This is a genomic window from Burkholderia mayonis (assembly GCF_001523745.2).
GTDB lineage: Bacteria > Pseudomonadota > Gammaproteobacteria > Burkholderiales > Burkholderiaceae > Burkholderia > Burkholderia mayonis.
The window spans coordinates 1,312,267-1,326,582 of sequence record NZ_CP013387.1 but is presented as its reverse complement, the minus strand read 5'-3'; the positions used below and the strand labels follow the sequence as shown (position 1 = coordinate 1,326,582).

Sequence of the window (14,316 nt, the reverse complement as noted above, 5' to 3'; positions counted from 1 at the left end):
ATCTCGCAAAATGCTATGGAGGCGATGTCCCTTCCTCGACAAGACGCATTTTTCACTTCCAAATCACTAAGACAGGGACGATTATTTCGCACCAGATCAACAATCCTTAGTAAGTTATGATGTACCCGATCGCCTCATGTATCAAAATTGAGACGACATGCAAACAAGGAAGCTCGATACGCAAGAAGCGGCGTCATGTCTGGCGTTGTTCGTTGGTCGCCATATCAACTGATGGTAGTTCGCTCACTTCAGCCTAGTCGCCAGGTTTCATTTTTGAGACTGGACACCAAGGAAGTCGCGCCATCCCTGTCCAGCATAGCCCTTATCCCACTGGAACTCTTCAGAATTTAATATTTGGCACGCACCTTGCTCGTCACCCACTGAGTCGCAATTCCGGCTTGAGACAATGGACGACTCGATTAATACAAGCAATCTGGGGAGATTGTTATGGATAACGCGATAAAATGCGTTGGAAATATTTCCTATTTTCATCCAGTTGGCATCGCATCAATATATAAAAAAATCCCCAAATTTGATTTTTTCATGACGAAATCAGCAATGGTTCACGGCGCTGCCCAATCGAACCGCCTAGAATTTTCAGTTATTCATAACTGTACTTGTCCTGATCGAGGATATCGGCCGCCATACAAGCTTGCTCAAATGTATATGATCGGACAGCCGCTCAGCGGAATCTTAGGCAAGATACTGACCGATACGAGCGAGGTGGCGGCTAAGCAAGCTATCCTCGTGCCCGGCCCCCTCTCTCCCCCAATACTCGAAAGCACGGCTCCTAATTGCTCCATGCTGGCGATATGTGCCTTGCATCATCGTGCGCATTAAAAAATCCAATGTTTAAAGGCGATTCGCCACCCCATATTAAATTGGATAATTTATAAACCAAACAACACCATGGAATTTGCGACATAAATTTTAATATTAGATATCCTAATTAAATGAGGAAGGCCGATGGCGTGCAGCCTTCCCTTTTTCTCCACGTTCACGCCATAGGAGTTATGCCATGAAGAAGCTTCTGATCGCAGCAGCAGTACTCGCGGTGTCGGGTGCGGCATTCGCGAGTGGTACCGGCACGTCCTCGTCGAGCGACGCCACCAGCGGTGGCGTAACGTCGGCGGCGGTGTATGGCAAAGGATCCTTCACCGCGACCGATAAAGGCGCAGCTCTCGGCGCGGCCGGCGCCATCGCAGGCTCGAGCAAGGACGTGACCGGCAGCGGCACGATCTCCTTCGCCGGCCATACGAACACCTCCTCGGTAAGCGGTAAGGGCGACGGCAACGCGCAAGCGCAGGGCATGAGCGGCGCCGATGCAAGCGCGCAGGCATGGTCGACCCTCGGCATGCGCCACCACTACTAAGGCGCGTTTCGGGAACTCGACATCAGGTAGCGAAGTGGAGGCTGAATCCTAACGAAGCCATCAGGGAGGACGGATTCAGTCTCCTTTCTTGCCAATCGTCCTTCAAGAAAGGGATCGTCATGAAAGCGAATTTCATTTTGGCGGCGGCTCTCGCAGTGCTTTCGACCGCTGCGGCGGCGGGGCCGACTACGTCGAGCCAAACGCAATCCGTCACGGGCGGCGTGTCCGGATCAGTACTCATCGGCTCGGGAAGCTATACCAGTAACTCGACGTCCGTTGCAGGATCGGCGGCAAACAGCACGGCCACGCCTGCAGGCTCGACCGCAACGGCTTCCGCGATGCACAACTCGACTTCGACCGCCAGTGGTTCTGGAAAAGACGGAGGCGCGTTCGCAGCCGGCGGTGGGATCGGTGTCGCCGGCGCCAGCGGAACAACCCAGGACACGAATGCAAACGCCGATGCGTTATCCGGCGGCGTCACTGCAACGATCGTTCTGGGCGCGAGGAAATACACGACCACTACTGCGAACGACAAGGGCAATGCGAATGCGGGTGCAATCGCGCTGACCGGGAAGAACGGCTCCGCCACGATCGCCGGCGCAGGTCACATCAATACCTCCAGCGCCAACAGCACGGGTTACGCCGGCTTGCCGTCTGCATCTGGCGGAAGCCAAGGTGACGCCAGCGCCTTCTCGAGCAGCAAGTGACGCGTCCGTTGGGGACCAGCTTCTCGCGAACGCTGGTCTTTAGATTGGTTCTGTTGTCATCGTAAGGAGTTGGCATGAAGCAGACATTGATTGCCGTCGCGCTAGCGCTTGCCGCGACATCGGCTTATTGCGTCGACCGCAATATGGTTGGCGATGCGCAATCGTCTTTGCAAACGCCAAACGACCAAACTCAAGCGACCATCTCGCGGGAACAGGCGACGCCATCGAAAAGCAACCCTGCCGAGGAAGCAGGTGCTCAACAGGATCGAGGTTATTGGGTCGATTCGTGGAGCGAATTGGGCAACGGCTGGAAACAGCTCGGGGAAGCAAAAAAGTAGGTAGAGCAGGAACCGGGAAGTGATTCGGTTGTTAGGGTCGGGAGGTTAACCTAATCCGGAGTATCGTATGAACAGCGAAAAGATCAAGGTGGCGTGCGCGACAGTATTTGCATTGGCCACGATCAGCGGGCACGCACAGACGACGTCAAACTCGAATTCGAGTGCGCAGTCCGCGTCCAATTCCGTGTCGATTGGGCAAGGAGGAGGCTCAAGCCTCAACACCATCAACACGACGACGACGTCGCGCGGCGGGAATGCGCGGGGAGGAGACGCCACGAGCAACAGTTCGTCGCAGGTGCGCGGCAGCGGGAATTCAAATGTTCAAGTCAATGTGTCGTTGCCGTCAAGTGGCACCAGTTCATCGCCAGCGGCAACCCTCGCGGCCCAGGATGTGGGAACCCCAGGCTCGAGCCCGTACAACACGCAGACCACCGACAACGTGAACTACTCCGGCACGCAGACTATCAAGACGAACCCAACCATCCAGGCGCCGGGTTTGACCACGACGCTGTCGGACACCTGCATGGGGTCCCTCAGCATCGGATTGTCGCTCCCCGGGTTCGGCGCAACAGGTGGGACAACACTGGTCGATCAGGCTTGCGTTCGTCGCCTCGACGCCCGCGAGTTTCGGGCCATGGGGTTGACGGATGTCGCGCTCGCCCTGCTATGCCAGAGCGATGCCAATCGGCGCGCTGTCGAGGCGACCGGTCATCTTTGCCCGGGCACCACGGCACCGCTCGCGCGCTCCAACAGTGCGGCCAACGTCGAAGCCGTCGTAGCGGACGACGAAAAATATCGCGATCCGTTGGTGCGCCAGCGTCTAGGCTTACCACCGCTCGATGTCGCGGGAAACAACGCAACACCCGTCCGTACGGCCGCGCGCGTCAGCACATCGCGCGAAGCCACCAGTGCCTCTGCGCACGTTGCGGCACCAGTTGGTTCAGCCGCGCAGGCAGTCCCCGCTCCCGAGCCATCCGCGGCGCCGGTCGTTTCCGCCGCGCCAGCGATGGTACCCGTGCCCGCGGTGCTTCCTGCACCGTTGCCGACGATCGCAACTGCGCCTGTCGATCCGCACGCCGCCCCAGCCGAGACGACGCAAGCGCCGGATCCCCATCACACTGCTGCCATCGAAACAGACGCGCCTGCGGCACAGACCGTCTCGAGCACATCGGCGGCAAACACAGGGGATCTCATGAAACCGCAAGCAATGAGCACCCCAGTGCCGAATAGCCCGTCGTTGCTGTCGGTCGAGCCAGCCGCGGCTCAGACCCCGGTCCCTGCCCCGCTCGCCGTACCGGTGACGACCGCCGTCCAGGAAAACGATGCATCCGATGCATCGAAACCCGACCTCGTCGCGGAGCCCATCCCCGCAACCGGCTTTTCGTCGAACGGAGCCACGGCGGCCGATAGCGACACGAAAGTGGCGCCGCTGTCATCCGAGCCTCAGACAGCGCCCGTCGCCATTCCCGCGCCGGAAAGCGTGAACGAACCGGTAACGGAACAAAACACCGCACCAGCCACTGACGCATCCCCGAAAACCGCGTCGACAAGCTCCACATCCTAAAATGTGGAATAGCCCCGAGCCATATTCCGCGTATTTAGCGGAAGGGGGTAGCCGGGTGCGCACGAAGGGGAATAGTACTTCCCATATTCCCCTTACTTTAAGGGTGCCGGCTCCCCCGGGCCTGCACCCCTTTTTGCCGAGTAAGTCGTATGGAGGCGATCATGAGGAACGCATTACTTATATTGGCATTCTGTAGCGGGCAGGCGCTCGCTCAGGTCAACTCATCAAGCCAGGCCTTACTCGTCGAGCAAAGTGCTGCCAATGCTCTCAGCATTCCGCAGACGTTCGCTATGCCGCCGCGTGCTGAAAATGCGGGATGTGTTCCGATGGTCATGATGGACGATCCGCAGGTCACCTACATCGATCCGCAGGAAGGTCACGCACCCGCGTGGCAGTCTGAGCACTTCGATTACACGCCAGCCTTCGAAGCCCGTTCATGGAGCGCGCCCGATGCCTTGCGATCGGCCCAGCATCGCACCGCCAATATGCAGGCCAAACCCTGGCCCGACGCCGACATGACGACAAAGCGCATTGCGGAATCTTCACACGTAACCGCGTCCGGAACTGTCCGCCAATGGAATGCAAGCGAACCGGCAACGATCGAACGCTCGACACGCCGCGAGGTAACTGTGAACGGCAAGACGTATCGTGAATTCAGTACGGATGCCTACATGAAAAACGGGCAGCCTTCAGAGCCATTGACGTTTGGTGTGCGAATCATATTTTGCCGGTAACAGCTAATCGAATATTCAATATTCGACAGATACCAAAGATACAAGTCACGAAGCATCAGCACCGTTATAACATCGCTCGAAGTCTACGGTCGAAATTCCGTAAGTCCGTTGCGGTTCCCGTATCGACGCCGAACGTCTTGGCTGGCTGCGATACAAGAAAAGGAACGCACGGCCAACCCATCGAATCGCACAGGCGCCCTTTCATTCACATCTGGCCTACTTCTGGTTCTCGGCATGGTCGGCGCCCAGCCTCTCGAGCAACGGCCGGAGGGCCTCGAGTTCCGAGCCGAAGCCGGCCCAGTCCCCCGCCTTCAGTCGCTCGATCGCGCGGTCATAATGGGCAAGGGCTTCGCGGGCGCGCGCATCCGTCGCGCCACGGGCCGGCGCTGCCATCGGAGCCGTCTCCTTGAAGAGCGCCCCGAGAGCATCGCTCAGGGTTTCCTCCATCACGACACGGTCGCCGTACGCGGCGATCACGCGCTTCAACTCGGGGAGTTGACCGGACGCCGCGCGCAGATAAAGCGGAGAGACGTAGAGGATCGAGTTCTCGATCGGCACAACCACGAGATGGCCGCGGATGACGCGTGAGCCCATCTGATTCCACAGCGAGATCTGTTGCGAGATTTCGGTATTCTGCTGAATGCGGGCCTCGATTTGAAATGGCCCATAGACCAGCTTGTCCTTGGGGAAGGTGTACACGATCAGCTTGCCGTACCCGGGCGGATCGCACCGCGCCGCCAGCCAGGCGATCATGTTCTCGCGCTGGCTCGGGACCATCGGCAGCATCAGGACGAACTCGGCGCGCGCGTCTCCAGGCAATCGCATGATCATGTAGTACGGCGCCATCCGCGTGCTGGCGGCGTCTCCACCGTCGATGTCGCCCAGTTCTCGAGGAAACTGCCAGAGATCCTCGCGGTTGTAGAAGACTTCCGGTGCGTCCATGTGGTAGGCACGGTAGAGGTTCGCCTGGATCAGAAACAGGTCTTCCGGGTAGCGAATATGCTGCCGAAGGTTCTCCGGCATCGCATCGAGCGGCTTGAACATGCCAGGGAAGATACGCTGGTAAGTCCGCACGAGCGGATCGGCAGGATCGCTGACATAAAAATCGACCGTTCCGTTGTACGCATCGACCACCACCTTGACCGCGTTGCGAATGTAATTGTCGCCGTCGCCGGTACCCGGCGGGGCATACGGAAACCATCGGCTGGTGGTATAGGCGTCCTGCATCCAGAAAAGGCGTCCGTTGCTCGCAACGAGATACGGGTCATGGTCGAGGATGAGAAACGGCGCGATCGTGCGTATCCGGTCCCGAATGTCCCGATGAAGCAGGATCCGGCTCTCGCCCGTGACGTAGCGGGTCAGCAGGATATTGGGATCGTCGAGCTGCCACGCAAAGAGGCTGCGTCGCGCCATGCTGCCGATGGCGACGCCGTCGCGCCCGCTGTAAGCGGTGTAGACGTTGCTGTCGCCTTTGGGGTAGTCGAATTCGGGCACACTGCCCTTCACGATGACATAGCCCTGCTCGCCCTCTCCGAAGTAGAGGCGCGGTTCGTGAATCGCCGGCCCGCCTTGGGCGACGGGCGGAATGTCCCGCAGATAGAGCGAAGGCAGACCTTCCGCGGATTTCTCGGTGACGGGCGACATCACGACGCCGTTGCCGTGGGTGAACAGGAGATGCAGGTTCACCCAGGTCTGGGCGTTCTCCGGAAGCATCGCCGGCTCCAGTTCGCGTGCCGACAGCATGACCTGCCGGTAACCGGAGTCGAGCGAGTAGCGGTCGATGTCCACGGAGAAGAACTTGTAGTAAGTCCTGATCTCCTGCAACTGTGCGTAGGTATCCATCAGCGGTCGCACATCCCACAGGCGGATGTTGTCGATGGTCGCGCGATTGGCTTGCAGCGACGCGAAATTCAAGCCCTGCTCGGCCGCAAACGGCTTGACGGCGATCTGCGCGAGACCGTACGCGCGCCGCGTCAGCGCGATGTTGCGTTCGATATAGGGGGTTTCCAGCTGCAATTCGCTCGGTTTGACGTAGAAGCGCTGGAACAGCGCGGGGTAGACGAGGCCGAGCGCAAACGAACTGCCGAACACCAACAGCATCGAGGCGGCAGGCAGCCGATAGCCGGGCCGGCGCACGTTGACCGACAACGCAATGGCTGAAACCGCGGCAAGGCCGATGAGCAGCCACAGCACGGGCAGCACGACGTGGACATCGGTATAACCGGCGCCAACCACGACGCCGTTGTTGTCGTAGAGCAGCAAAAAGCGGTCGAGCCACCAGGACCAGGCTTTCAGCAGGAAGAACAGTGCAAGCAGTACCGAACCGTGAGCGGCAGCGGCCGACGAAAGCCCCTTCGGCGGCCGGAGCATGATGTCGCCGCGCAGCCAGTAGACTCCGCCTGCGACGACCGCGCAGCAGAAGACCAGTTGCAGCAGCCAATTCTTGAGCGCGATCCAGACGGGCAGCGAGAACAGATAGAAGCCGATGTCCCTGCCGAAGATCGGATCGCGTTCGCCGAACGGCACCTGATGAAGAAAGCGAAGCGCGATGTCCCAGCTCGACATTGCGTTGCCAGCGATGGCAAGCCCAAGGAGCACAGCGCTGCCGGCGATGACGGCGCGCCAAGGAATGCGCGACGCGACCTGCCCGGCCAGCGCCCGGACGACCTCCTCCGCACGCGTCGGCGATCTGGCTTCCACTTGCCAGATGTCGACGCGTGTTGCGTAACGATGCGCCAGGAACCCCGACGCGCTGATCACGGCCGCCGACGCGGCAAGCACGACGATAAACAGCAGCACCCTGGCGGACAGGATCGTCCAGAAAACGGCAACGTAGCCGATCGAGGAAAACCATAGCCAGTCGACCAGGACGCCGGTGATGCGCCCGATGACGATCAGGCTGGCGACGACGATCGCAGCCGTGATTGCATAGCGTTTCAGACGCGAAACGGACGTCGCTTGCGAGCGCATCGACACTCCTTTGCCGGCCCACTTGCGCATGGCCGGCCGCGACGGGACCATGGCGCACCGCTGATCCGCCAGGATCGCGGCTGGCCAGAGTCTCAATGCTACGCCCGTAGCCGGCGCGCGGCCATACGGCGGCGTGCGCGCGTGAACGCGCGACGCGCGATCGCAGCGCGGCGCATTCGATCGCTCGTGCTCCCGCAGGCGCCATGCGAAGTCGAGTGCGCTCGCGGCCTTGGCGCGCGTTCGCTCGCGTTTGCGCGCCATCGAGGCAACGCCCACAATGATCGTTCGCGCGGCTCGCCGCGCCGGAAAGGACGGAGGGCAACATGGACGATCCCTATGACCTTCAGCGCTTTGTCGACGCACAGGATCCCGTGTATGCGCAGGTATGCGATGAGCTAAGAAACGGGCGCAAGCGAAGCCACTGGATGTGGTTCGTGTTTCCGCAGATCGCGGGGCTCGGTGACAGCGCGATCGCACAACGGTACGCGATCTCGACGCTGGGCGAAGCCGACGCGTATCTACGGCATCCCCTGCTCGGCGCGCGGCTGCGCGAGTGCACACGGCTCGTCAACGATGTCGAAGGCCATTCGATCCAGACGATTTTCGGATATCCGGATTACCTGAAGTTCAGGTCGTCGGTCACATTGTTCTCGCATGCAACACCGGACAACGCGGTATTCGTGGACGCGCTCGAAAAGTACTTCGGCGGAGAAGCGGATCACAACACGCTCGCGCGACTCTAGGCGGTGTTTGCAGCGGGGCGTTCGAGTGCGTGGGGACTTTCCCGCCTGGACGGCTTCCGTCGCTCGCCGAACAGTCGCGGCGAGCGGCCGCTCCGCGTGAAGCGAATCATATGTTGGGCGTCGCGCTGCTTTCGTCGTCCGGCACGATGTCGCGCGGATGGCGGCCTCCAAAGTTCAACCGGCGTACGTTCCATGCTCGCGGCTGGCGGAAGATCGGTTAATGCGGTCATCGGATAGACATCGACCGCGTCGCTCGCGATGAAGGCGTGTCGGCGGCCACGTTGCTTCATGACAAACGTAGGAGGCACGCTCGATTACCGCGGAAAACGGGTCAACGCACCGCTTGGCTTGCTTTGCCCTTTGTCCGACGAGAAACCTGTGTTTCCCATTGCTGCGGCACAGCGCGCCAGTTGAATTGGGCCCCAACCTGCACTAGCTTTTTAGATGCCCGAATGATGCTGCGGCGTCCAGACAAACGCGGATGGGAATAGCTTTGGCGCGAAATAACCGGCCGCCCTCGCAATTCGCGATCGCCGCAGATGAACCCGATGGAGCACATGGGATGCGCAGCCGCACAGCATCCATTCCGATCTTGCTGATCTGCGCCGCCGGATGGGCGACGCAGACCGACGCCGAGGAGCGCACGATGACCTTGACTCTCACCTCGCAAGCCTTCCATGAGGGAGGCGAGATTCCCGGACGCCACACCTGCAAGGGCGCGGACGTGTCGCCGCCGCTCGCGTGGTCCGGGGTGCCCGCCAATGCGAAAAGCCTTGTGCTGATCGTCGATGACCCCGACGCACCCGATCCGGCCGCGCCACGAATGACATGGGTCCACTGGGTGCTCTACAACATTCCGCCGACGGCTCCCGGTTTGCAGGAGGGCGTCGCCGCGAGCGCGCTCCCGGCGGGCACGCTTCAAGGCACCAACGACTTCCAGCGAGCCGCGTATGGCGGCCCTTGCCCGCCAGTTGGCCGTCACCGCTATTTCCACAAGCTGTATGCGCTCGATACGGTGCTGCCCGATCTTCACAAGCCCACCAAGGCAGCGCTGGAGAAGGCGATGCAAGGCCACGTGGTGGCGCACGCCGAATTGCTCGGCACATTCCAGAAGTAACGCGCGAACGGCGACACCCGACGCGAGGTGTTCGCGCCACCCCGGTCGCGATGAAAACGCATCCGCCCCGCGCGCTTCGCTCGATCGTCCATCCACCCTTTCGCAACGGTCAGGATCATCCGGATCAGCGCGTCCGGGCGCGCGGCGAAATTGCTTGTGCGCCAAGCCATGTGCTGCCCGCGTTTTTGGCGCGATATCCGGGTAGTCGCGTTGAATTCGTCACGGATTCGAGGCTCGCCGATATCGTCGCGGAGGGTTTCGATGCAGGCATTCGTGTTCTGGACGATAGCGAACGTTCGAACCGATTGTGCCGGCGCGCGACAGGTTTCGACGGCTGAGGGATGCGTCGGCGATCGACTGCCTGGAAATCTGCCTCCCTGGTCCGTTGCGCGACGCGCGCCGACGGTGATGTAGGATCGTACATCTCATGTATCGGAAAGACTGCAATGCAAGTGCTGGTTGACGCAGACGCCTGCCCGGTTGTCGTCAAGGACATGTTGTTTCGGGCCGCGCGACGTGCCGAAGTGTGCGTGACGCTGGTCGCGAACCAATATTTACGCACGCCGCCCTCGCGCTTCATCAAGGCATTGCAAGTGCCAGCGGGCTTCGATGCCGCCGATGCCCGCATCGTCGAACTGGTGACGGCTGGCGACCTCGTGATTACCGCGGACATACCCCTTGCTTCCGCCGCCCTCGACCGTGGCGCTTATGTGCTCGACCCACGCGGAAGCTGGTTTAGCCGTGAAAATATCGAGGAACGTCTGACACTGCGTGCGATGATGGAGCAATTGCGCAGTACGGGCGTCGATACGGGCGGTCCGGCGCCATACAGCCCACGCGACAGCAAGGCGTTCGCGGGACAACTGGATCGATTCCTCGCACGTCGCGGCTCACCGGGCACGGCCATTTGATTTCTGTCGTCAGATTGCAGCGGAGCAGAGCTGCGGGCCGGCAGACAGCACGGTGCCACCAGCGCCTTCGTGTTCCTTCGAACGGCGATTCACCGGCCGCTGCGTCATTCCGGCGACCGCCGCACTCCGATTCGTCTGAAATGGCCATCGCGGGCTCACGGTGTTTCGAGGCATTGGGAAATATCGCCGCCGTGCATCATCGGCGGCTGCCGGCATCTGCTACGCGAGACCGGTAGCGCAGCAGATGATCGGTGCCGGATTCGGACAACCAGACTTCCCCGTGTCGGCCCATCATCTGGCGTACGTTCGCGTGCGGGCGCGGCAGCGTCAACACGTCGAATTGCTCGGCTCGCGGGTCGAAGCGCACGAGCGCGTTGGCGCTCCATTCGCTGAGCCAGACGATGTCCCGGTCGTCGACGAATATCGCGTATGCATGCGGATCCTGGCCAGGCAGTCGCCATTCGCGCCATCGATGCGTCGCCGGATCGAACACGCCCACTTTCCCCGCGTTCCACTCGCTGACCCACACACGCCCTTTCGAATCGGACCATACGCGGCGCGCGCCCTGATTCGGTGTCGGCGGATCGATGACCTGCACCGCGCCGTTCGCGGGATCGATACGGCCGAGATAGCTGCCGGCCAGCGACGCGAAGTACACGCTGCCGTCAGGGGTCACGCAGATGCCGTAGGGCCCGCGCCCGCGCGGCGCATCGAAGACGCGCATTTTGGCGCTCGCTGGGTCGAGTTCGCCGTAGATGCCGCTTTGTCCGGTAAACCACAGATGCCCGCGCTTGTCGAAGACCGCCGTGTTCAGATTGGCGTTCGCCCGGTCTTTCGGCAACGGGAAACGCGTGACGGCGAGTGTCTTCGGGTCGATGCGGACGATTGCGTTCTGGCCGCCGTCCGTGATCCACGCCGCCCGATCTGGACCGATAATCACGCCGTGCGGCGCGGCTCCCTCGCCGAGCTGGACCCAGTCGGTCTTGCCGCCACGCGGATCCATCCGTCCGGCCGCGCCCCGCGCCTGCGCGGTGTACCACACGGTACCGTCGGGCGCCGGCGCGACGTCGTGCGGTGCGCTGCCGGCAGGGACGGCGAACGTCTCGAACGACGGAGGCTGCGCCCGCGCCGGCCCCATGGCGAGCGCGGCGCTCACCAGGCACGCCGCAAATGATGACGCCAGCCGGGCTCCGAGAATCCTGTTCACTGCTGCCGCGACGCTTTCCCTCGTGATCTTCGGCATGTCCGCCTCCATGTTCCATGGATGAGTTTCAAAGCGCGCTGACGGTTTCGTTGCCGCACTTGCGTCGACGACGGCCGGCGAAGCGCTTCAGTCGGAAAACGTTCCGTGACGCCCTTCTCCAGCGCTAAAGCGCTCGGCGCCGGCCACGCCTTCCGCAAGGACGATCGGCGCACCCCTTGCCCCCTCCTCGCGCAGCGCTTCCGCCAGAGGCAAATCCCATTGATCGTATGCGGAGCGCCGGTCTGTCAGCATGCACTGCCGAGGAAACTGAGCAATCTGTCGGGCGATGCGAGTCGCGTACGACAGCCCCTCGCCCTTCGGCGCAATATAGTTGGCGAGCCCCATGCCCTTGGCTTCCGATGCGTCGACGGAACGTCCGGTCAGGATCATGTCCATCGCATGTCCCATGCCGACGATACGCGGCAATCTGACCGTCCCGCCGTCAATCAGCGGCACGCCCCAGCGCCGGCAGAACACGCCGAAGACGGCGTCTTCTTCTGCGACGCGAATGTCGGCAAACAGCGCGAGTTCCAGCCCGCCCGCTACCGCATAGCCGGAAACCGCCGCGATGAGCGGCTTGGACAGCGCCATGCGGCTCGGTCCCATCGGGCCCGAACCGCCTCCCGTCGCGTCGAGCGCGTTGCGCCGCGCGGGATCGCCGACCGCCTTCAGGTCGGCACCCGCGCAAAAGTTGCCTCCGGCTCCCGTCAGGATCGCGACGCCGAGCGCGGCATCGGCCTCGAACCGTTCAAACGCCTCGCTTAACCGCGAGGCGGTCGGACCATCGACGGCGTTGCGGCGCTCCGGCCGGTTGAGGGTGATCGTGCAGATCGCGCCATCCGTAGCGAACAGGACTTCGTCCATCGTCTCCTCCTGGAATGGTGAAATTCACGGCCCGCCGAACCGCCGCGCGATCGTCACCGGTCGTCGCCGAATCCCGCCGAGAATGCCTCGGGCCGACCGTCCTGCTCCGACGCGATCCGGCAGGTGGTGTTCCGCCGCTTTGCGGCCGGGCATGCCGCAGGCCACGCACGCAGCATGTAAAGTCCGTCGGCGTCGCGATAGTCGGCAGGATCGGATGCCGGCGGGGTGTCGAAGTCAGACGTGTTTTCATGCCCGCCAATACGTTTCTTCCCGTTCCATTTTCCACCGTATCTCGGTGGCCGCGAAACCGGCGGCCGCCCACAGCACGCCGTGCGCCTTGCGATCGGCCTTGGCAGTCCGCGCAGGGATGCCAAGGAAAGCGATCAATCGCCCTCCGTGTCGCGCATCCCTTCCTTGAAGGCAAGTCGCATGAAACCGGTGAGCCGGAGCGTTCCCGACGACATCCCGATCAACGGATTCGACGACATTCCGATGGCGTCGCAGGTGCATCCGTCACTGACGACGATACGACAACCTTTTCCGCAAATGGCGCGCGCCGCCGTCAATACGTTGGTGGCGCACGTTGGTGGCGCAAATCGAGAGCCCTGAATCGGTGACGCCACGCATCGTATTGCCCGCCGACGTCATGGCCGGACAGTCCGCCGCACCTGCATCCAGCCGCTTTGAATCGCCGCCGATCCGCTAGACACTCGCGTGCGAGCAGAAACACTGACGTGATCGACGAAGCAATCGACGAGCCCGCCCCCTCGCGGAAGGCGAAAATCGGCATGACCGAGGAGGTCGATGATCGAACGGCAACACGCCTATCACGCGCCTTGCCGAACGGTTCGGCGCGAGTTTGACGCATCGCGCGATGGGCGGCGCGCTCACTGGATGAACGAACGACAGCACCTGGCTCGATCGTCATGCGCACGCGAGGCGGCGACCGCTGATCCGGACAGATTGCTCCGCCGGGGCGAATACCACCCATCGCGGCGCTGCCTGCCACGGACCGATCGGCGACGCGATGCCGAGCGCATTGCTCGATGTCCCGCGCGAACCGGATGATTCGGCATGCGCAAGACGCACGAATCGCGCCGCGTTTCCCGCAGCGTTCCTCGCGCATCGGGGATGGCCGCGCTCCGACGGATTCAGCGGCACACGGCGCTCGTCAAGAAACCACCCCCTGAATCTTGTGCGAGAAGCTCGCCCGTTCTGCCTTGTCCATCAGCGAAAGAAACTCGTCGCGATCCATGTGGACCAGTTCCTCGTGATCGCCGGCCTCGAAATACACGTCCGGCTGCCGCGCAAGGCTCTCGTCGAGGAAGGTTTGCATCCCGTAGGCCATGCAGACGGGCGGCAGCGCCCCCACGTCGCAATCCTTGAACAGCTCGCGCAGTTCGACTTCCTTCGCGAGCACGAGATGGCGTCCGGTTTGAGCCCAAAGCTCGGATAGCCGCACGGCGTGCGTCGTCGGCAGCACGGCCGCGACGTAGCCCTGCGCGTCTTCGAGCAGCACCGTCTTCGCGAGACGATCGCCCGGAATATGCGCCGCCGCGGCGGCCTCCATGTTCGAGTGGCTGTACGGATGATGGATGACTTCGTATCGCGAAGCCTTCTGGCGCAGGCAGTCCTGCAAGGTGGCGGACATCGACATGGCACACCTCCGTCTAATAAGCGTTGATCTCCGCCGGTTGGCAGGATCTTTCTAGGATAGGTCGCGTTCGCTTGTCCGAACAATGCGGCATCGCCG

The 14,316-nt window shown here is 61.9% G+C and carries 14 protein-coding genes and 1 pseudogene; 11 read left to right on the top strand and 4 right to left on the bottom strand.

Features of this window, described 5'->3' with window-relative positions; genetic code table 11:
- Positions 1-447 precede the first annotated feature (447 nt).
- The 6 genes from WS70_RS31845 to WS70_RS24565 all read left to right on the top strand — a co-directional run bounded on the left by WS70_RS31845 (position 448) and on the right by WS70_RS24565 (position 4,715).
- Entirely contained in the window at positions 448-840 is a 393-nt protein-coding gene (locus WS70_RS31845) for a hypothetical protein (RefSeq protein ID WP_156438452.1), read from the top strand.
- Positions 841-1,018: 178 nt separating this feature from the next.
- A complete protein-coding gene (locus WS70_RS24585) occupies positions 1,019-1,372 on the top strand; it encodes a hypothetical protein (RefSeq protein WP_059474043.1) in 354 nt (117 codons plus the stop codon).
- 119 nt (positions 1,373-1,491) lie between these two features.
- Positions 1,492-2,079, top strand: a complete 588-nt coding sequence (locus WS70_RS24580; protein ID WP_082716578.1) for a hypothetical protein — start codon at positions 1,492-1,494, stop codon at positions 2,077-2,079.
- A gap of 74 nt (positions 2,080-2,153) precedes the next feature.
- Positions 2,154-2,417, top strand: coding sequence for a hypothetical protein (locus tag WS70_RS24575; protein ID WP_082716577.1), 264 nt, complete (start codon positions 2,154-2,156; stop codon positions 2,415-2,417).
- Between the two features lie 67 nt (positions 2,418-2,484).
- Entirely contained in the window at positions 2,485-3,981 is a 1,497-nt protein-coding gene (locus WS70_RS24570) for a hypothetical protein (RefSeq protein WP_082722321.1), read from the top strand.
- A gap of 161 nt (positions 3,982-4,142) precedes the next feature.
- Positions 4,143-4,715 (top strand): hypothetical protein, encoded by a 573-nt coding sequence (locus tag WS70_RS24565; protein ID WP_203236025.1) that lies wholly within the window; start codon positions 4,143-4,145, stop codon positions 4,713-4,715.
- A gap of 216 nt (positions 4,716-4,931) precedes the next feature.
- Here the strand turns inward: WS70_RS24565 and WS70_RS24560 are convergent, their stop codons facing one another.
- Positions 4,932-7,685 carry a UPF0182 family membrane protein gene (locus WS70_RS24560; RefSeq protein ID WP_059474061.1) on the bottom strand — a complete coding sequence of 918 codons (2,754 nt, stop codon included), beginning with the start codon at positions 7,683-7,685 and terminating at the stop codon, positions 4,932-4,934.
- Between the two features lie 323 nt (positions 7,686-8,008).
- Between WS70_RS24560 and WS70_RS24555 the strand changes: the two genes are divergently transcribed.
- The 4 genes and pseudogenes from WS70_RS24555 (at position 8,009) to WS70_RS24540 (ending at position 10,456) form a co-directional block, all read left to right on the top strand.
- Positions 8,009-8,428 carry a DUF1810 domain-containing protein gene (locus WS70_RS24555; RefSeq protein ID WP_059597665.1) on the top strand — a complete coding sequence of 140 codons (420 nt, stop codon included), beginning with the start codon at positions 8,009-8,011 and terminating at the stop codon, positions 8,426-8,428.
- A 646-nt stretch (positions 8,429-9,074) separates the two neighbouring features.
- On the top strand, positions 9,075-9,545 hold the full coding sequence (locus WS70_RS24550; protein WP_059474060.1) for a YbhB/YbcL family Raf kinase inhibitor-like protein: 471 nt from the start codon (positions 9,075-9,077) through the stop codon (positions 9,543-9,545).
- Positions 9,546-9,689: 144 nt separating this feature from the next.
- Positions 9,690-9,841 (top strand): annotated as a pseudogene (locus tag WS70_RS24545) (LysR family transcriptional regulator); the annotation flags it as partial.
- 150 nt (positions 9,842-9,991) lie between these two features.
- Complete coding sequence (locus WS70_RS24540; RefSeq protein WP_059474038.1) at positions 9,992-10,456, top strand: YaiI/YqxD family protein; 465 nt, start codon at positions 9,992-9,994, stop codon at positions 10,454-10,456.
- A 196-nt stretch (positions 10,457-10,652) separates the two neighbouring features.
- On the opposite strand, the gene WS70_RS24535 is transcribed toward WS70_RS24540, so the two are convergent.
- Entirely contained in the window at positions 10,653-11,699 is a 1,047-nt protein-coding gene (locus tag WS70_RS24535) for a Vgb family protein (protein ID WP_059597698.1), read from the bottom strand.
- 87 nt (positions 11,700-11,786) lie between these two features.
- Entirely contained in the window at positions 11,787-12,563 is a 777-nt protein-coding gene (locus tag WS70_RS24530; protein ID WP_059474037.1) for a crotonase/enoyl-CoA hydratase family protein, read from the bottom strand.
- A gap of 225 nt (positions 12,564-12,788) precedes the next feature.
- On the opposite strand from WS70_RS24530, the gene WS70_RS31840 reads away from it, so the two are divergent.
- A complete protein-coding gene (locus WS70_RS31840) occupies positions 12,789-13,172 on the top strand; it encodes a substrate-binding domain-containing protein (RefSeq protein ID WP_156438450.1) in 384 nt (127 codons plus the stop codon).
- Between the two features lie 562 nt (positions 13,173-13,734).
- Here the strand turns inward: WS70_RS31840 and WS70_RS24520 are convergent.
- Entirely contained in the window at positions 13,735-14,220 is a 486-nt protein-coding gene (locus tag WS70_RS24520; protein WP_059474036.1) for an aminoacyl-tRNA deacylase, read from the bottom strand.
- Between the last annotated feature and the right edge of the window lie 96 nt (positions 14,221-14,316).